At 71.2% G+C, this 18,444-nt stretch carries 16 protein-coding genes; all 16 read left to right on the top strand.

From position 1 onward, the window contains the following. Window positions 1–32: 32 nt before the first annotated feature. The gene (flhF, locus tag ACYVAK_RS10520; RefSeq protein WP_461060709.1) at window positions 33–1,574 is read left to right on the top strand and encodes a flagellar biosynthesis protein FlhF; all 1,542 of its coding nucleotides are present in this window, start codon (window positions 33–35) and stop codon (window positions 1,572–1,574) included. After that, complete coding sequence (locus ACYVAK_RS10515) at window positions 1,564–2,403, top strand: MinD/ParA family protein (RefSeq protein WP_461060707.1); 840 nt, start codon at window positions 1,564–1,566, stop codon at window positions 2,401–2,403. Before flhF ends, ACYVAK_RS10515 begins: the two co-directional genes overlap by 11 nt. Further along, window positions 2,400–3,152 carry an RNA polymerase sigma factor FliA gene (locus tag ACYVAK_RS10510; protein WP_461060705.1) on the top strand — a complete coding sequence of 251 codons (753 nt, stop codon included), beginning with the start codon at window positions 2,400–2,402 and terminating at the stop codon, window positions 3,150–3,152. Before ACYVAK_RS10515 ends, ACYVAK_RS10510 begins: the two co-directional genes overlap by 4 nt. 94 nt (window positions 3,153–3,246) lie before the next feature. Further along, entirely contained in the window at window positions 3,247–3,639 is a 393-nt protein-coding gene (cheY, locus tag ACYVAK_RS10505; protein WP_461060703.1) for a chemotaxis response regulator CheY, read from the top strand. After that, window positions 3,636–4,253, top strand: coding sequence for a protein phosphatase CheZ (locus ACYVAK_RS10500; protein WP_461060701.1), 618 nt, complete (start codon window positions 3,636–3,638; stop codon window positions 4,251–4,253). Before cheY ends, ACYVAK_RS10500 begins: the two co-directional genes overlap by 4 nt. A gap of 12 nt (window positions 4,254–4,265) precedes the next feature. Beyond that, window positions 4,266–5,918: a chemotaxis protein CheA gene (locus tag ACYVAK_RS10495; RefSeq protein WP_461060699.1), complete on the top strand. Its 1,653-nt coding sequence runs from the start codon at window positions 4,266–4,268 to the stop codon at window positions 5,916–5,918. A 3-nt stretch (window positions 5,919–5,921) separates the two neighbouring features. Continuing rightward, window positions 5,922–6,662, top strand: coding sequence for a flagellar motor protein (locus tag ACYVAK_RS10490; protein WP_461060697.1), 741 nt, complete (start codon window positions 5,922–5,924; stop codon window positions 6,660–6,662). An 11-nt stretch (window positions 6,663–6,673) separates the two neighbouring features. Beyond that, window positions 6,674–7,633, top strand: coding sequence for a flagellar motor protein MotD (gene motD / locus ACYVAK_RS10485; RefSeq protein WP_461060695.1), 960 nt, complete (start codon window positions 6,674–6,676; stop codon window positions 7,631–7,633). Then, a complete protein-coding gene (locus ACYVAK_RS10480) occupies window positions 7,633–8,418 on the top strand; it encodes a ParA family protein (RefSeq protein ID WP_461060693.1) in 786 nt (261 codons plus the stop codon). Before motD ends, ACYVAK_RS10480 begins: the two co-directional genes overlap by 1 nt. Further along, window positions 8,415–9,539 carry a chemotaxis protein CheW gene (locus ACYVAK_RS10475; protein WP_461060691.1) on the top strand — a complete coding sequence of 375 codons (1,125 nt, stop codon included), beginning with the start codon at window positions 8,415–8,417 and terminating at the stop codon, window positions 9,537–9,539. Before ACYVAK_RS10480 ends, ACYVAK_RS10475 begins: the two co-directional genes overlap by 4 nt. A 70-nt stretch (window positions 9,540–9,609) precedes the next feature. Then, window positions 9,610–9,879 carry an STAS domain-containing protein gene (locus ACYVAK_RS10470; protein WP_461060689.1) on the top strand — a complete coding sequence of 90 codons (270 nt, stop codon included), beginning with the start codon at window positions 9,610–9,612 and terminating at the stop codon, window positions 9,877–9,879. 28 nt (window positions 9,880–9,907) lie between these two features. Next, window positions 9,908–10,273: a response regulator gene (locus ACYVAK_RS10465; RefSeq protein WP_461060687.1), complete on the top strand. Its 366-nt coding sequence runs from the start codon at window positions 9,908–9,910 to the stop codon at window positions 10,271–10,273. A 66-nt stretch (window positions 10,274–10,339) separates the two neighbouring features. Continuing rightward, window positions 10,340–12,376 (top strand): chemotaxis protein CheA, encoded by a 2,037-nt coding sequence (locus ACYVAK_RS10460; protein WP_461060685.1) that lies wholly within the window; start codon window positions 10,340–10,342, stop codon window positions 12,374–12,376. Between the two features lie 36 nt (window positions 12,377–12,412). After that, window positions 12,413–15,055 carry a methyl-accepting chemotaxis protein gene (locus ACYVAK_RS10455; RefSeq protein ID WP_461060682.1) on the top strand — a complete coding sequence of 881 codons (2,643 nt, stop codon included), beginning with the start codon at window positions 12,413–12,415 and terminating at the stop codon, window positions 15,053–15,055. A gap of 28 nt (window positions 15,056–15,083) precedes the next feature. Continuing rightward, window positions 15,084–15,557 (top strand): chemotaxis protein CheW, encoded by a 474-nt coding sequence (locus ACYVAK_RS10450; RefSeq protein ID WP_461060680.1) that lies wholly within the window; start codon window positions 15,084–15,086, stop codon window positions 15,555–15,557. A 22-nt stretch (window positions 15,558–15,579) separates the two neighbouring features. Beyond that, window positions 15,580–18,441 carry a Cache 3/Cache 2 fusion domain-containing protein gene (locus ACYVAK_RS10445; protein WP_461060678.1) on the top strand — a complete coding sequence of 954 codons (2,862 nt, stop codon included), beginning with the start codon at window positions 15,580–15,582 and terminating at the stop codon, window positions 18,439–18,441. The last annotated feature ends 3 nt before the right edge of the window (window positions 18,442–18,444 follow it).

Raw genomic sequence — 18,444 nt, 5'->3', positions numbered from 1 at the left:
GTTGCGGTCAGCAGGATTCGGAGAGAGCCACCATGAAGATCAAGCGCTTCGTTGCCCCGGACATGAGGACGGTGCTGCGCATGGTCCGCGAGGAGCAGGGGGCCGACGCGGTCATCCTTTCGAACCGCCCCGTGCCCGGCGGAATCGAGGTGGTGGCCGCGACCGACTACGACGAGCAGCTGGCGCAGGACGCGCTGAAGTCGCTGCTGCCGCAGAAGCCCGCCACCGCGCTCGACCAGTCGCGCGAGGCCGACATCGGCCTGCCCGCCCAGCTCGCCGGCGCCCTGCGCGCCGCCGCGCCGCCGCCCGCGCTGGATGAGCGCCCGGCCCTGATCCCCGAGGCGCTGGTCAAGGCCATCGCCGCCAAGGCCGCCGCGTCCGAGGCGACCGCTCCGGTCGCGTCCGGCAAGCGCGCCGACTTCTCGGCCTTCCTCGCCGAAGCGAAGGAGCGCATCGCCCGCACCACCTCGTCCGAGGCGCCGGCACCCGAGGCCGCCCGCCCGGCGCCGGTTCCGAGCCCGGCGCGTGCGCCGGCCGCGTCCTTCATGGACCCCGAGCCCGCCGTCGCACCGTCCTCGGCCGCGCTCGACGCCCAGGCCCGCGCGACCGATCGCGAGGCCGAAGCCGTGGCCCGCCGTTCGGCGCCGCGCGCCGTGCGCATCTCGCCGTGGGACGAAGACCCGAGCCTGCTGCAGGTCCGCGCGGAGTTGGTGGAAATGCGCGAGATGATGGAGCGCGAGATGCAGCGCATGACCGGCGAGCGCCTGCGCGGCAGCCCGGCGCGCGCCTTCGCCCTCGACGCTCTCGCCAGCTACGGTTGCGAGGACGCGCTGGCCCGCGAGGTCGCCGCCAAGATCCCGGCCGAGGCCGACCCGGCCCGCGCCCGCGGGCTGATGCTGGGACAGCTGGCCCACCTGCTGCCGGTGGCGCACTTCGACCCCCTGCGCACGCCCGGCGTGGTGGCCCTCGTCGGCCCGACCGGTGCCGGCAAGACCACGACGCTGGCCAAGTTGGCCGCCCGCTATGCCGCCGAGCACGGCCCCCGCGACGTCGCCCTGATCACCACCGACACCCAGCGCCCCGGGGGGCGCGAGCAGCTGCACGCCTACGGCCGCCAGTTCGGCCTCACCGTGGTCGAAGCCGGCAGCGAGGAGGCCCTGCACGAGGCCCTGCATCGCCTGCGCGACTACCCCCTCGTCCTGGTCGACACCGCCGGTCACGGCCAGCGCGACCGGGCGATGGTCGGGCAGCTGAACTGGTTGCGTCATGCCGGCAAGGTGCGGACGATGCTGGTCATGCCCGCCAACGCCCACAGCGCCGACCTGGATGAAGTCATCCGCCGCTTCGGGTTCGTCGCGCCCGAGGCCGCCATCCTCACCAAGCTCGACGAGACCGGCCGCCTCGGCGCCGCGCTCTCGGTGCTGGTGCGCCACCAGCTGCCTTTGGCCTACACCACCGACGGGCAGCACGTGCCCGACGACCTCGCCACCGCGGAAGCCAGCCGCCTCGTGCTGAAGCTGGAGGAACTGCGCCGCGCCGGCGACCGCCCGGCGGAGGACGCCGATGCCGCCTGAGGCCGCGCCGGCCCCGGTCCGCGTCCTCGCCGTCGCCAGCGGCAAGGGCGGCGTGGGCAAGACCAACGTCTCGGTGAACCTCGCCACCGCGCTGGCCGCGATGGGGGAGAACGTCATGCTGCTCGACGCCGACTTCGGCCTCGCCAACGTCGACGTGCTGCTCGGCCTCACGCCCAAGCAGACCCTGGCGGACGTCGTCGCCGGCCGCGCCACGCTGGCCGAGGTGATCCTGCCGGGGCCGCGCGGGCTGAAGATCGTGCCCTCGTCCTCGGGCAAGCGGCACATGGCGGAAATGACGCCGCAGCAGCATGCCGGGATCGTGCAGGCGGTCTCCACCTTCGACGGCCCGCTCGACACCCTCATCGTCGACACCGCCGCCGGCATCAATGACGCCGTGCTGACCTTCTGCCAGGCCGCCCAGGAGGTGCTGGTGGTGGTCTGCGACGAGCCTGCCTCCATCACCGACGCCTACGCGCTGGTGAAGGTGCTGTGCCGCGAGCGCGCCATCCAGCGCGTGCATGTCATCGCCAACATGGTGCGCAGCCCCGTCGAGGGCCGCGCCCTCTACGACAAGCTGGCCCGCGTGGTGGAGAAGTTCCTGCCCGAAGCCTCGCTGGCCTACCTCGGCGCCATCCCGCAGGACGACGCCCTGCGCCGGGCCGTGCAGAAGCAGAAGCCCGTGGTCGAGGCCTTTCCGTCGGCCCAGGCCTCGGCCGCCTTCCGCGAACTCGCCACCCGCATCCACCGATGGTCGCGGGCCACCACGCCGCGAGGACATATCGAGTTCTTCGTCGAGCGTATGCTGGAGGCCGGAGGTGCCCGCGCATGATCGCTCCCGCCGCCCAGTACCGAGCCGTGCAGCGCAGCGCCTCCGTCGAGGTGGTCGAGCGGCATGCCGACCTGGTGCGGCGCATCGCCCACCACCTGGCCGCGCGCCTGCCCGCCAGCGTCGAGGTCGATGACCTCGTGCAGGCCGGCATGCTCGGCCTGATCGAGGCGGCCCGGAACTTCGACAGCGACCAGGGCGCCAGCTTCGAGACCTACGCCTCCATCCGCATCCGCGGGGCGATGATCGACGAGATCCGCAAGGGCGACTGGACGCCGCGTTCGGTGCACCGCCGCACCCGCCAGGCCGCCGAAGCCACCCGGCAGATCGAACAGGCCACCGGACGGGCCGCCACCGGCGCCGAGATCGCCCAGGCCCTTGGCCTCGCGCCCGAGGAGTACGCCCGCCTGCTCGAGGACGCGGTCTCCGGCCAGGTGCTGAGCCTCGACTCCCATATCGACGACCACGGCGAGCCCAACGTCGCCGCCGGGGCCGCCTATTCCCCGGAGCGCCGGCTGCAGGCCGCTGAATTCCGCCAAGCCCTCGCCGAGGCGATCGGCCAGTTGCCCGATCGCGAGCAGCTGGTGCTGTCCCTCTATTACGAGCAGGAGATGAACCTCCGCGAGGTCGGTGCCGTGCTCGGCGTCTCGGAATCGCGGGTCTGCCAGATCCACGGCCAGGCCATGCTGCGCCTGCGCAGCCGTTTAGGAGCGTTCGGTTCTGCCGATAACGACACGGAGGACGTCGGCTAGCCCGGACTACACTCGCCCGGCCGCCGGCTGGGCGACCCCTGCGAAGGGGCGACCCACCGCACCGACTCCGTACTTTTCCTTCCGAGGCACCGCTGTGAACAAGAACATGCGCATCCTGGTCGTGGACGACTTCTCGACGATGCGACGCATCGTCAAGAACCTGCTCGCCGACCTGGGCTTCACCAACACCGCCGAAGCCGAGGACGGCGGCGCGGCGTTCACCCAGCTCAAGCAAGGCGGGTTCGACTTCGTCGTCACCGACTGGAACATGCCCGGCGTCACCGGCATCGAGCTGCTGAAGATGATCCGCGCCGACGAGAAGCTGAAGACGCTGCCCGTGCTGATGGTCACCGCCGAATCGAAGCGCGAGCAGATCATCGAGGCCGCGCAGGCCGGGGTGAACGGCTACATCATCAAGCCCTTTACCGCGGCCACGCTGAAGGAGAAGCTCGACAAGATCTTCGAACGCCTGGGCAGCGCCGCATGACCGACCCGGCGCGCAACGCGGAAATCACCGCCCACCTGCGCGCCGCGCTGGCCGCGATCAGCCACGCCGACGAGGCCAGCCTTAAGGCGGAACTGGGCGCCATCGTCCAGTGGCAGGAGCAGCCCCTGATGCAGGGGCTGGCCAAGCTGAGCCAGAGCCTTGGCGAAGCGCTCGGCGAACTCCCCGCGGTCGACGCCGCGGTGGGCGAACTGCCCGACGCCTGCGCCCGCCTCGACCACGTAGTGGCGATGACCGAGCAGGCCACCAACCGCACCCTCGACCTCGTCGAGGATTCGCAGAAGCTGATGGAGAAGCTGCTGGTCCCGAGCGCCGACCACGAGGCCCTGCTGCGCGAGCTGCGCAGCAACCTGTCCGAGATGGCGCTGGCGCAGAGCTACCAGGACCTCACCGGGCAGATCATCAAGAAGGTCGCGGGCATCGTCCGCGGCGTGCACGACCAGCTCACCGCGATGGGCCTGCCGCCCACCGGCCCCGGGGCCCGCCGCAAGGACGAGGACCCGCTCGCCGGTGCTGGCCCGGCAATTGCAGGGGTGGACAAGCCGGCGACGTCGCAGAGCGACGCCGACGATCTGCTGTCCGACCTCGGCCTCTAGGGGAGTGCTTCCATGTCCGCTGTTTCGCCCGACATTGCCGCCGATTTCCTCGTCGAAGCCGGCGAGATCCTCGAGCGCCTCGGCGAACAGCTGGTGCAGCTCGAGCAGGCCGCCGACGACAAGGGCCTGCTGAACGCCGTCTTCCGCGGCTTCCACACCATCAAGGGCGGCGCCGGCTTCCTCGGCCTGGTGCCGATGGTCGAGCTTTGCCACGCGCTCGAGGACGCCTTCGACAAGGCTCGCGAAGGCAAGATCCTGCTCGACGACGACGCCTTCGATTACGCCCAGCGCTGCCACGACACGCTGTCGGTGCAGATGGCGGCGCTCGGCGCCGGCCAGCCGCTCGAGCCCGCCGACCCGGACCTGATCGCGGCCATCAAGGCCTGGGCGTCCGGCCAAGCCACGACGAAGCCGGCGAAGACCGCCGCGCCGAAGGCCGTCGCCAAGCCCAGTGCCAAGGCCGCCGGCCCGGCCAAGACGGGCGGCGACACCGAACAGACCGTCCGCGTCGACACCAAGCGGCTGGACGCCATCGTCAACCTCACCGGCGAGCTGGTGCTCGCGCGCAACCGCCTCAAGGTGCTGCGCGACAAGCTCAAGGACGAGGACCTGCACCGCGCCGTCACCGCGCTCGACCATGCCACCGCGCGTCTGCAGGGCTCGGTGATGCGCACCCGCATGCAGCCGGTCAGCCGCGTGTTCCAGCGCTTCCCGAAGATGGCCCGGGACGTCGCGCGCCAGCTCGACAAGCAGGTGGAACTCACCCTCGAGGGGGCCGAGACCGAACTCGACCGCAACCTCGTCGAGGCGCTGGCCGACCCGCTGGTGCACCTCGTCCGCAACGCCATCGACCACGGCATCGAGCGGCCGTCCGTCCGCGAGGCCGCCGGCAAGAACCCGATGGGCCAGGTGTTCCTCTCCGCGCGCCAGGAGGGCGACGCCGTCGCCATCGAGATCCGCGACGACGGCGGCGGCATGGACCCGGAGAAACTCCGCGCCAAGGCCGTCGAGAAGGGCCTCCTCACGCCCGAAGCGGCTGCCCGCCTCGGCGCCGAGGAGTGCTTCCAGCTCATCTTCATGCCCGGCTTCTCCACCAAGGTGGAGGTCACCGACATCTCCGGCCGCGGCGTCGGCATGGACGTGGTGCAGAGCAAGATCCGCGAGCTCTCCGGCCAGATCCAGATCCAGTCCGAGCTCGGCCAGGGCTCGCGCTTCACCATCAAGGTGCCGCTGACGCTGGCCATCCTGCCGACGCTGCTGGTGCGCGTCGCCGACACCTCGTACGCCCTGCCGCTGGGCCGCGTCGTCGAGGTGCTGCCGATGCCGCAGCGCAAGCCCGACTACGTCGACGGCCAGCCCGTGCTCGACCTGCGCTCCACGACCCTGCCGCTGGTCTGGCTGCGCGCCTGGCTGCGCGTTCCGCCCTGCGAGAACGGCGAAGTCATCGTCGTCCTGCAAACGGGCGACTTCCGCTACGGCCTCGTCGTCGACCAGGTGCGCGGCCGCGAGGAAGTCGTCATCAAGGCCTTGCCGAAGCGCGTTCGCGGCCTGCCGGGCTACGCCGGCGCCACCCTGATCGGCGACGGTTCGCTGGCGCTCATCCTCGACGTCGATGGCATCCAGCGCAGCGTCAGCAGCGGCAACAGCCGGCTCAAGCGGGCCTGACCGATGGACATCCTGAGCCTCGCCGGCCTCGTCCTGGCGCTGGTCGCCATCGTCGGCGGCAGCGTCGCCAAGGGCGCGGGGCTGTCGGCGCTGTGGAATTTCGCGGCCTTCCTGATCGTCATCGTCGGCACGCTCGGCGCGGTGCTGCTGCAGAGCGGCCTGCCCACCTTCAAGCGCGCCATGGCGATCGCACGCTGGATCGTCCAGCCACCGCCGGACAATCGCAGGAAGCTGATCGCCCAGATCGTCGATTGGGCCGGCACGGCGCGCAAGCAGGGCCTGCTGGGCCTCGAGGCGCAGGTCGCCCGCCAGCCGGACAAGTACATCGCGAAGGGGTTGCAGATGCTCGTCGATGGCGTTGAGCCGGAGACCATCCGGCACATGCTCGAGATCGAGATCGCCGCCGAGGAGCACGCCGACATGCAGGCCGCGAAAGTGTTCGAAGCCGCCGGTGTCTACGCGCCGACGCTGGGCATCGTCGGTGCCGTGCTCGGCCTGATGGCGGTGATGAAGAACCTCGCCGATCCGTCCAAGCTCGGCGCCGGCATCGCCGCCGCGTTCACCGCCACCATCTATGGCATCGCCTCGGCGAACTGCCTGTTCCTGCCGGCGGCGAACAAACTGAAGTCGATCATCCGCCGCCGTGCCGGCGACCGTGAGCTGGTGCTGGAGGGCCTCGTCTCGATCGCCCACGGCGAGAACCCGCGCAACATCGAGGCCCGCCTCGGCGGCTTCCTGCACTGAGCCCGCGGCGCATGGCACGCCACCGGCACCATGAGGAGCACGTCAATCACGAGGCCTGGGCCATCCCCTACGGCGACCTGATCACGCTGTTGCTCGCCTTCTTCGTCGTGATGTACGCGATCTCGACGCTCAACGAGGGCAAGTACCGGGTGATGTCCGATTCGCTCAACGCCGCTTTCGATGGCGTGCCGCGCAGCATCGCCCCGATCCAGATCGGCCAGCCCACCGAAGCGTCGAGCATCGCGCCGCCGCAGCCCTTCGAGAACGACCCCGGCTCGCCCAGCGTGGTGAACCTCAGCGAGCGCGTCCGCGCCGACGCCGTGATCACCCCGATCGAGCTGCTCCAGCTCGAGCAGCAGCAGGCGCAGGCCGATGCGCAGCTGGACGCCATCCAGCGGCAGGTCGAGCGCGCGCTGGGCCCGATGATCATGTCGGACCAGGTTACCGTCACCCGCGAGGGCCTCTGGCTGGAAGTGAACATCCGCAGCGACGTGCTGTTCGCCAGCGGCTCGGCGGCGCTGTCGGCGCCCGCGCGCCAGGCCATCGACCAGCTGGCCACCGTGCTGCGCGAGCTCCCGAACGAACTCCGCGTGGAGGGCCATACCGATGACCAGCCCATCGCCAGCGCCCTGTACCCGTCCAATTGGGAGCTGTCCGGTGCGCGCGCGGCCAGCGTCATCCGCCTGCTCGAGGGTCGCGGTGTCGATCCGCGGCGGATGGCGGCGATCGGTTTCGGCGAGAAGCGGCCGATCGCCGACAACCGCACGGCGGCCGGGCGCTCGACCAACCGGCGCGTGATGCTGGTGATCCTCGCCACCTCGCCGCGCAACCAGCCCGCCCTCGACGCCCGGCCGCGGGATCAAGTTTCGCCGCCGCCGGCCGTTGAAGCCGGTGCGGTCACGCCGACCGAGGCCGCGCGTCCGCCGGCCCCGGTGTCGGTGCCGCAGGCGCTTTCCGAGGATGTTCCCTGATGCAGGTGTGGGCGATCGCCAACCAGAAAGGCGGCGTGGGCAAGACCACGACGACGTTGCTGCTCGGACGGCTGCTGGCCGCCCGCGGGCAGCGCGTGCTGCTGGCCGACCTCGACCCGCATGCCTCGCTGACACGCGCCTTCGGCATCCCCACGGACCCGCCACCCCCCGGCACGCTCGATCTCTTCGAGTCGCCGCCGAAGGCCGTCGCCGAGGTGTCGTGCGCCACGCCCATCGCGAAGCTGCGCCTGCTGCCCGCGCAGGCCGGCATGGCCACCCTGGAACGCCGCTCGGCCACCGCGCCGGGCCTCGGCCTCGCCCTCGGCCAGGGCCTCGCCGCGGCCGCACGCGACTACGACTACGCCTTGCTCGACTGTCCGCCCACGCTCGGCCTGCTGATGGTCAATGCGCTGGCGGCCGCCGACCAGCTGGTGGTGCCCACCCAGACCGAACCGCTCAGCGTGCACGGCATGGAGGGCATGCTGAAGACCGCGACGATGATCGAGCGCTCGCGCAAGCGCCCGCTGCCGGCACGCATCCTGCCGACGCTGTTCGACCGCCGCACCCGCGCCTGCACCGAAACCCTGGACCTTCTCCGCGAGCAGCACCCCGATCGCACCTGGGTGCAGGCCGTGCCGTTGGACACCCGCCTTCGCAATGCGGCCGAGCTCACCCAGGCCGAGCTGTCGCACGAGGTCACGCAGAGCCGCGGCTACGACGCCTACCAGCGCGCCCTCGCCTGGTTGTTGCGCGAGACGCCCCAGCCGCAGGAGCCGCCGGCATGAGCGGCGGCCTCGTCGACGACTACCTGTCGCAGCTGCTGGGCGCCGCCGCCGCCGGAACGATGGCGGGCGACCCCGCGCCGCCGGCCTCGCCGCCATCGGCCGTCGCCCCGGCCGCGCCGCCGCCCGAGGCCGTGGCGCCAACGCCGCCGGCCGTCGAGGCGGCCCACCCCACTCCTGCCGTCGCCCCGGAGCCTGCCGTGACCGTGTCCACCCCGCCGCCGGCCAATCCCGACGAAATCACCGAAGACGAGTTCGAGGCCCTGCTCGACGCGCTGCACGGCAGCGCGCCGCCCGGTGCCGTCTCACCGGCTCCGCCGCCCATGACCGCGGCCGCGCCGGCGCCCACGGCGCCGGCCAAGCCCGATGAGATCACCGAGGACGAGTTCGAAGCCCTGCTCGATGCGCTGCACGGCGGCGCCCCGCCCGGGGCCGTCGCACCGGCGCCGCTGCCCACGACCGCGACGGCCGCGCCGGCGGCCGGTAGCGACGAGATCACCGAGGACGAGTTCGAAGCCCTGCTCGACGCCCTGCACGGCGGCAAGCCGCCCGGTGCCGTCGCCTCGGCTGCGAATATCGCCGTGGCGGCCGCCCGGGCCACGGCGGCCCCGTCGCCCGCCCAGGCGGCGGAGTCCGAGCCCGGCGATGCCGCCTCGGCCGACGACGGCGTCGACGACTGGCGGGGGCAGGAGCGCCGCGCCAGCCGCCGCAGTTCGCGCTGGCTGCGTTTGCGCGTCCACGGGCAGGACTACGGCGTGGAACTCCTCAAGGTGCAGGAGGTGCTTCTGCCGGTCGGGGTTCTCCCCATGCGCGACACCGATCCTGCCCTGCTTGGGGTCATGAACCTGCGCGGGGTGGTGGTGCCCGTCCTCGACCTCGGCGCCTGGCTCGGACTTGAAGAAGTGGAGGACTCCGCACAGACCCGCTATGTCGTGCTGGAGCAGAATGGCGACTGCCTCGCGTTGAAGGTCAGCGCCGTCCTCGACGTCCACGCCATCGCGGACGGCGAGGTCGAGCCGGCCGAGAACACGCTGGCCGCCCCGGGCAGCGCGATGCTGCGCGGTGTGACACGATTGAATTCACAACCTGTGATACTCCTCGACGCGGTGGGGCTGCTAGGCTGAACGCAGACTCGTCGCCCGCAGCGGCGAGGCGGGGGTGTTCCGTGGGCCGTCTTGGACGTCGAGGGGAAACATGCCGACCGTAGCGTTGGGTCCCGAATGGGGCATCGAAGCCAGCGAAGGCCTCAAGGCCGCGCTGTCCGCGCATCTCGACGCCGCCGACGAGGTGGTCCTCGCTGCGGGCGAAGCCGGGCGCGTCCACAGCGCCTCGATCCAGGTCCTCGCCGCTTTCGTCCGAACCCGTCGCGAGGCGGGCCGCGTGACGCGCATCGCGCCGTGTGCCGCCGCCGTGCGCGATGCCGCGGTTTCCCTCGGTCTGGCCGCCGAACTCGGCCTCGCCTGAACTCCATCGAATCAATGAGGACTGCCCCATGACTGCGCACATCCTGGTCGTCGACGACTCGGCTTCGATGCGACAAATGGTCGCCTTCACCCTGACGGGTGCGGGCTTCACCGTCACCGAGGCCGAAGACGGCGTCGTCGCGCTCAGCAAGGCGAAAGGGGCCAAGTTCAACGCGGTGGTGACCGACGTGAACATGCCGAACATGGATGGCATCACGCTCATCAAGCACCTGCGCGAGCTGCCGGACTACAAGTTCACGCCGATGCTGATGCTCACCACCGAGGCCGGCGCCGACAAGAAGGCGGAAGGCAAGGCGGCCGGCGCGACGGGCTGGCTGGTCAAGCCGTTCAACCCCGACCAGCTGGTCGCGACGGTCAAGAAAGTGCTCGGCTGACGGCGCCGCCGGCGGCCTGCCGGCGCGTCACCCAATGTTTCGCGGTTGGCACCCCGGGGTTCTTCGATGAGCAACGATCTCAAGCGATTCCACGCCACCTTCTTCGAGGAGAGCCGCGAAGGCCTCGAGATCATGGAGGCTGGCCTGCTCGACCTCGAGGGCGGCCGCGGCAGCGCCGACACCATCAACGCGGTGTTCCGCGCGGCGCACTCCATCAAGGGCGGTTCCGCGACCTTCGGCTTCACCAAGGTGGCCGAACTCACCCACGTGCTGGAGACGCTGCTCGACGAGCTGCGCGCCGGCAAGCGTCCACTGACCACCGACGCGATGGACGCCCTGTTGGCCTCGGTCGACGTGCTGCGTGGCCTGCTCAAGGCCGCGGAGCAGGGCGTTCCGCCCGCCGACGATGGCGCCGGCATCGTCGCCCAGCTCAATGCGGTCCTGACCGGCAAGGCGACGATCGCCGTCGGCGCGGGTGCCAAGCCGGCCGCGGCGGCCGCCAAGCCGAAGGCGCCGGACCGGTTCGTCATCGCCTTCGCGCCGAAGCCCTCGATGTACATGAGCGGCAACGACCCGCTCCGCATCATCCGCGAGCTCGCCGAACTCGGCGAGATGAAGGTCGAGTGCGACCTCTCCGGGCTGCCGGCCTTCGGCGACCTCGACCCCACCCAGAGCTACCTGAAGTGGACGCTGACCCTCCCGGGCTCGGCGTCCGAGGCGGTCATCCGCGACGCGTTCTCCTGGGTGGAGGACGAGTGCGATCTCTCGATCAACGGCGACGGCGCGGCCGCCACCGCGGTGCCGGCGGCTCCCGTCGAGCAGCCGCCCGCCGCCGCCGCGCCGGCCCCCGCGCCCGTCGAGGCGCCGGTCGCCGCCGCGATCCCGATCGCCGGCGGCCCCGCGCCCGCCGCGGCCGGCGGTGCGTCGAACGAGGACGCGTCGATCCGCGTGCAGGCCAGCAAGGTCGACATGCTGATCAACCTGGTGGGCGAGCTCGTCATCACCCAGGCGATGTTGAAGCAGGTGGGCACCGGCATCGAGGGCCCGCTCGCGGAGCGCCTGCTGGCCGGCCTCGAGACCCTCGAACGCAACACCCGCGACCTGCAGGAAGCGGTCATCAGCGTGCGCATGCTGCCGGTCGACGCGGTGTTCAAGCGCTTCCCGCGCCTCGTCCGCGACCTTGCGGGCCGTCTCGGCAAGCAGGTCACGCTCAAGACGTTCGGCGAGAGCACCGAGCTCGACAAGGGCCTGATCGAGAAGATCAGCGACCCGATGGTCCACCTCGTGCGCAACGCCATCGACCACGGCCTCGAGACCACCGAGGACCGCATCAAGGCGGGCAAGGACCCGGTCGGCACGATCACGCTGGCGGCGTCGCACCAGGGCGGCAACATCATCATCGAGGTCAGCGACGACGGCAAAGGCCTCAACCGCGATCGCATCCTCGCCAAGGCCCGCGAGAAGGGCATCCCGGTGCCCGACAACCCGAGCGATGCCGACGTCTGGAACCTCATCTTCGCCCCCGGCTTCTCCACCGCCGAGGCGGTCACCGACCTCTCCGGCCGCGGCGTCGGCATGGACGTGGTGCGGCGGAACATCCAGAGCCTCGGCGGCGAGACGGTGCTGGAGAGCGTCACCGGCAAAGGCACCAAGGTCACGATCAAGCTGCCGCTCACCCTCGCCATCCTCGACGGCATGACGGTCGGCGTCGGCGACGAGGTCTTCGTCCTGCCGCTCGGTTACGTCATCGAGTCGATGAAGCCCTCGGGCGAGAACGTCCGAACGGTCAATGCCGATGGGCGCGTGCTCAAGGTGCGTGGCGAGTACCTGCCGATGGTCCACCTCGGCAACCACTTCGGCATGGGTGGCGCGGAGCGGCCCGAGATCACGGTCATCGTCGAGGGCGACGGCCAGAAGCTCGCGATCGAGGTCGATGCGCTGATCGGCCAGCAGCAGGTCGTGGTGAAGAGCCTCGAGACGAACTACCGCCGCATCGACGGCATCTCCGGCGCCACGATCCTCGGCGACGGTCGTGTGGCCCTCATTCTCGACGTGCCGGGCCTGGTGCGCGGGCGGGCGAATGCGCCCAGCAAGGCGGCCTGACTCCGGCCGATTCCAACGTCCGCAGGGGAGCAGCAGATGCGTTCGATCGCGGCACGCACCACCCTCGCCATCGGTATCCTCGCGGTCCTCGCGTTCGGGCTGGCCGCCTGGCTGATCAACCAGCGCGCCTCGCAGGTGCAGGCCGAGTCGGCCAACCGCGAGCTGGAGGCCTTGGCCAACCGCGAGGCGGAGGCGGTATCCCGCTCCTTGGAGAACCGCATCGCGCAGGTGCGCGGATTGGCCGCCGCCGGCGAGGTCGAGGCCAGCCAGGCGCGCCCTTCCCGCGCCCGGCTCGATGAGCTGGTGGCGCGCAATCTCGAGAACGATCCCGACGCCCTCGGCTACTGGTACGAGATGGCGCCGGACGGCTTCGACCAGCGCGACGCGGACTTCGCCGACAACCCGGAGGCCGGGTTCGCCATTCCGGGCACCGGCCGCATCAGCCTCTACTACGCGCGCGGCAGCGACGGCACGGTCTCGCGCCAGCCGGTGCCCGAGGCCGATGTCCTGCAGGAGGGCTATTACACCCAGCCGCGCGACAGCGACGGCGAAGTGATGGTGGAGCCCTACATCTATCCCGTCGATGGCGTGGACGTGCTGATGGCCAGCCTCGCCATGCCGATGAAGCGCGACGGCGAGTTCATCGGCGTCGCCGGCGTCGACGTGGCGCTCGGCGCGGTGCAGGAGCGGCTCGCCGCGAACCGGCCCTACGGCTCGGGTGTGATCCGCCTGGTGTCCCAGGGCGGCAACCTGCTCGCCGGGCCCGAGACCGACCAGATCACGAAGCCCTTCGGCCACCCGCAACGCGACGCCATCCTTGCCGCCGCGGCCAAGGGCGAGATCTTCCGGACGCACCAGCCCGACGCGGCGGCGGGCGGTGATGCCGTGCAGGTCTTCGTCCCCTTCCGGGTCGGGCGCGACAAGGGTCCGCCGGCGATCCTCATGGTGTCGGCGCCGGAAGACGCCGTGATGGCGGGCGTGCGCGAGGTCCGCAATCGCGTCCTCGTGATCGGCCTCGTCAGCGCCCTGGCGCTGGCACTGCTGGCGCGCTTCATCCTGGTCCGCCTGGTCAAGCGCCCCTTGGCCCAGACGGTCATCGACGTGTCGGCGTTGGCCCAGGGCCGGCTCGACCACCCGATCGCCGGCAGCGGCGAGGACGAGGTGGGCCAGGTGGCGACCGCGCTGCGCAAGATGCAGCGTGACCTCGGTGCCCGCATCGAGGAGGAGCGCCGCGTCGCGGCGATCAACCTGCGGGTTCGCAGCGCCCTCGACGGGGCCGCGGCGGGCGTGATGATCGCCGACGCGCGCGGCGAGCTCGTCTACGCCAACCATGCCGCCACCCGCACCCTCGCGACCATGGCGGCGGCGATCCACGCGAGCGTGCCCGGGTTCGACGCGACGGCGCCGGTGGGGCAGTCGCTGTTCCGCGTCCATCCGCCGGCGGAACAGGTCGCGGCGGGCGGCGATGCGGCGGTGCACGTCGCCGCGCTGCGCTTCGGCGAGTTCCACGTGCAGTTGGCCCTCGCCCCGCTGCGCGACGACGAGGGGCGTTTCGCCGGCCTCGTCGCCAATTGGACCGATCGCACCGAGGAGGTGCGGACCGAGCTCGAAGTCAACGCCTTGGTCGGTGCGGCGTCGGAGGGTCGTCTCGACGGACGCGTCCAGCTCGCCGGCAAGCAGGGGTTCTTCCTGCAGCTGGGCACCGCGCTGAACCGCCTGCTCGACGCGACATCGACCGGCGTGAGCGAGGTCCAGGCGGTGCTGGCCGCCCTCGCGGCCGGCGACCTCACGGTCCGTTCCCAGGCCTCGCTGCAGGGCGTGTTCGCGGAGATGCGCGATGACGCCAATGCCACGGCCGACGCCCTCGAGGACGTCCTCGCGCAGATCAAGGTGGCGGTCGAGCAGATCCAGACGGCCTCGGCCGAGATCGCCTCCGGCAACCAGGACCTGTCGGTCCGCACCGAGCAGCAGGCGGCCAACCTCGAGGAAACCGCGGCCTCGGTGGAGGAGCTCACGGCGAGCGTGCGCGAGAATGCCGATTCCGCCCGCAGCGGTCGCGAAGTCGCGGCGCAGGCGGCCGACATCTCGGGCCGTGGCGCGAAGGAGATCGAACAGGTCGTGCAGTCGATGCAGGGCATCGCCGACGGTGCGCGCCAGATCGAGAGCATCATCACCACCATCGACGGCATCGCGTTCCAGACCAACATCCTCGCGCTCAACGCCGCCGTCGAGGCCGCGCGTGCCGGGGAACAGGGGCGCGGATTCGCGGTCGTGGCCTCGGAAGTCCGCGCGCTGGCGCAGCGCTCCGCCGCGTCGGCGCGCGAGATCAAGGCGTTGATCCAGCAGTCGAACCAGCGCGTCGGCGAAGGCTCCTCGGTGGTCAACGCCGCCGGCCGCACCATGCAGGACACCGAAGCGGCGATCCGCCGGGTCAACGGCCTGATGCAGCTGATCGCCGAAGCCTCGGTCGAGCAGGCCGCGGGCATCGGCCAGGTCAGCCAGACCATCACGCAGATGGATTCCGCGACGCAGCAGAATGCCGCGCTCGTCGAGGAGGCCACCGCTGCCGCCCGGTCGATGGCCGACCAGGCCGCCGCCCTGGCCGGACTCACCGCCCGCTTCACGCTGCGCGAGGAATCGGCCGCAGCGCACGGATCGTCGTCCCGCGACGACGCATGATTCCCACGTCTTCCCGAGGGTTCCGCCCATGAGCACGACCAGCAACGACGTCTCGCACGAGTTCCTCGCCTTCAAGCTCGGGCCGGAGGAGTACGGCGTCGACATCCTCTCGGTGCAGGAGATCCGCGGCTACGACACCGTCACCCGCGTCCCCGAGGCGCCCGAGTACATCAAGGGCGTCATCAACCTGCGCGGCGTCATCGTGCCGGTGGTCGACCTGCGTCTGAAGTTCAAGCTCGGCAGCGCGACCTACGACGAGTTCACCGTGATGATCGTGCTCAACCTCAAGGGCAAGGTCATCGCCGCGGTCGTCGACGGCGTTTCCGACGTGGTCCGCGTCGATCCCTCCGAGATCCGGCCGACGCCGGAGTTCGGCGGCATCATCGACACGCGCTACATCTCGGGCATCGCGACCGTCGGCGAGCGCATGCTCATCCTGCTCGACATCGAGGCCCTGATCCTGAGCGCCGACATCACCGGCGCGTCGCCGGTGGCCGCCTGACCCAACTCGCGAGGGGAGTCGCATGGCGCAGCAGGGGCTGAAGCAGGCGGTGTCGCGGGCCCTCGGGGCGCTGCCGGTCATCGGGAAAGCGCTCGGGTCCGCGATCCGCCATCCGGCGCTCGCCAAGCCGGTCGCGGCGATCGCGTCGGGCTGGGGCCGATTCGCCGCCCTGCCCGGCGTGCAGCGGGCAGGCGCGTTGGCCGCGCGCGGATTCGCGATGTTCCGCACCAGCGACGGCCGCGAGTGGAGCGTCGGAGGGCGACTCAGCCTCGTCGTCGGCGCAGTCATCCTCGTGGTGCTGGGCGGCATCGCCATCGTCGCCTCGCGCAGCAGCGCGAGCGCATTGAACGAGAAGGCGTCCCAGGGCCTCGGCAGCTCCGCCGATGCGCTCATGGCCACGCTCGAGGTGTACCAGCAGGGCCTCGAGACCAATGTGATGCGCATCTACGGGGCCTTCCTCGGCACCCTGCCGCAGAACACCGTCGCGCTCGATCCGTCGCAGCGGTTGCCCGCGGGCGACAACGACGCCCCCGCCCTGCTGTTCGACGGCGCGCCGGTGAACGGCGACTTCGCGGTCGTCGACGACTTCACCACCAACACCGACGCCGTCGCCACGCTGTTCGCGCGCGACGGCGACGATTTCATCCGGGTGACGACGTCGCTGATCAACCTCGAGGGCAACCGCGTGGTCGGCACGCCGTTGGCCCGCGATCACCCCGCCTACCCGAAGCTGCTCGAGGGTCAGCCGCACACCGGGCCCGCCCGGCTGTTCGGCGTCGACTACATCACCCATTACGAGCCGATCTTCTCCGCCAGCGGCACGGTGGACGACGAGGGCGCCATGATCGGCGTGGCCTTCGTCGGCGTGCGTTTCGACGATGCGCTGGCCGCCCTGCGCGAGCGACTCGGCGGCCTCGACCTCGGCGACGGCGGACGCGTCGTGGTGATCGAGACCCGCGACGGCAAGTCGACGTTCGCCGTCCATCCGCGCCTCGCCGGGACGCCGCTCGAGGGCGAAGGCGCCCAGCCGGAAGCGGCGGCCTATGCCGCCTTGATGGCCCTGCCCGACGGCCAGCACGACGTGGCGCTGGCACCGCTCATGGGCGACGCCACCGACCTGGCGCGCCACCAGGTCGCCCTGCGCAGCTTCGAGCCCTGGGGCTGGCGCATCATCGCCACCGTGCCCGTTACCGTGGTCGAAGCCGACGCCGACCAGCTCGTCGCCCGCATCCTGCTCCTGTCCCTCCTCGGGGCGATCGCCATCGCTGCCGCGGTGGTGTGGCTGTCGCGCCGCCTCGTGGCCCGGCCCTTGGGCCGCGCCGTCGGTTTCGCCAACGCCGTGGCCGCGGGTGACCTCGAGGCCCGCCCCGACGCCGAGGCGCGGGCGGAGATCGGTGCGTTGAACCGCGCCCTCAGCGACATGGTCACCAAGCTCCGCGAGCGCCAGGAGATCGAGCGGCGCGCCGCTGCCGAGGTCAAGCGCCTCGCCGACGAGACTTCGGCGATCGCCAATGCGCTCGACGCCGCGTCGAGCGCGGTGATGATGACCGATCGCGACCACGTGATCAGCTATGCCAACCGCGCGATGCGCAAGCTGTTCGCCGACGCCGAGGCGGCGATCGCCAACGTCGCGGCCGATTTCCGGGCCGAGTCGATGGTGGGTTTCCACTTCGGCGCGCTCTACCCGATGGCGACGCCGCCCGTGCAGGCCCTCGAGGTCGAACGCCGCTACGGCGGCCGCACCTTCCTGCTGGAGTTGAGCCCCTGGTTCGATGACGACGGCAGCTACCGCGGCAGCGTCGTGACCTGGACGGAGCGCACCGAGCAGCTGGCGACCCAGCAGGAAGTGCAGGCCATCGTCTCGGCCGCTGCCGCCGGCGACCTGTCGGGCGCGCTGTCGCTGGACGGCAAGCGGGGCTTCCTGCGCGATCTCGCGGCATCGATCAACGAGCTCCTCGGGGCCACGCGCGCCGGCGTCGCCGAGGTGCAGGGCGTGCTGGCGGCCCTGGCCGAAGGCGACCTCGCGCAGCGGTCCACCGCCGAGCTGCGCGGCGTGTTCGCGCAAATGCGCGACGACGCCAACAGCAGCGCCGAGCGGCTCTCCGAGGTCATCGCCGCGATCCGCGATGCGGCGGAGTCGATCACCACGGCGGCCGGCGAGATCGCGGCCGGCAACCAGGATCTCTCGTCGCGCACCGAGCAGCAGGCGGCCAGCCTCGAGGAGACCGCCTCGTCGATGGAAGAGCTCACGGCCACGGTCAAGCAGAACGCCGAGTCGGCGAAGCAGGCGAGCACGCTTTCCGGCAGCGCCGCCCAAGTGGCGGTCGATGGCGGCAAGCTGGTGGACGACGTCGTCCAGACGATGGCGCAGATCCAGGCCAGCTCGAAGAAGATCAGCGACATCATCGGCACGATCAACGGCATCGCCTTCCAGACCAACATCCTGGCGATCAACGCGGCCGTCGAGGCCGCACGCGCAGGCGAAGCCGGCCGCGGCTTCGCGGTGGTCGCCTCCGAGGTGCGCAGCCTCGCGCAACGCACGGCCGAGGCGAGCAAGCAGATCCGCGGCATCATCGAGGAGTCGAACGCCCGCATCGGCAGCGGTGCGAAGCTGGCGGGGCAGGCCGGCCAGACCATGCACGAGGTCGTCGGCTCCGTACGGCGCGTCACCGACCTCATCGGCGAGATCTCGGCGGCGTCCATCGAGCAGAGCCAGGGCATCGAGCAGGTCAACCAGACCATCACCCACATCGACGAGGCCACGCAGCAGAACGCCGCGCTCGTCGAGGAAGCGACGGCCGCAGCTCATTCGATGGAAGACCAGGCCGCGACCCTCGTGCAGCTGGTGTCCCGCTTCCGGCTCGCCGGCGACGGCGAGGGCTGAGGC

It is taken from the genome of Silanimonas algicola, from assembly GCF_054777375.1.
Note: the sequence above shows the minus strand (reverse complement) of the source record. Positions and strands in the feature narration are given on the sequence as shown.